This window comes from Mesorhizobium sp. M2A.F.Ca.ET.067.02.1.1 (genome assembly GCF_004023285.1).
Taxonomy (GTDB): domain Bacteria; phylum Pseudomonadota; class Alphaproteobacteria; order Rhizobiales; family Rhizobiaceae; genus Mesorhizobium.
Genome location: NZ_RZSB01001447.1, coordinates 1 through 425, shown reverse-complemented (window position 1 = coordinate 425; position 425 = coordinate 1). Strand labels below are relative to the sequence as shown.

Annotated in this window: 1 protein-coding gene; it reads left to right on the top strand. The window is 62.4% G+C overall.

The features are described from left to right. Positions 1-11 precede the first annotated feature (11 nt). On the top strand, positions 12-425 hold a 414-nt coding region (locus EOA28_RS38260), incomplete at its 3' end, for a hypothetical protein (RefSeq protein WP_128315967.1).

Genomic DNA, 425 nt, shown 5'->3' with positions numbered 1-425 from the left:
CAGGGGGTATCATGCAGAATCTTCGGCGCATCGGCTTGTTTGCCGCGCTTCTGTTCTTGACGACAACGGCGCTGGCCAAGCCGTTCACCTATGTCAACGCGCGCTTCGGCACCGTGTGCACTTTCCCGGACCAGATTTTCACGGAGCGCATGCCCGAGCCCGAAAACGGCGACGGCCTGGAGTGGCACAGCGCCGACGGCGCCAGCGTGGCCTGTTACGGCAGCTACAATGCGCTCGACGACACGCCCAAGAGCCTCGTCGAGAACGAAAAAGCCAGCCCCGAGCCAGGTGAAGAAGTCACCTACGGCAAGGCCGGTAAGAACTGGGCGGTGCTGTCGGGTATGAAGGGCGACAAGATCTTCTATCGGCGGTCCGTGGTTGGCAGGAAGGACGGGATCCACAGCGCCTTCATCGAGGATCCGGCG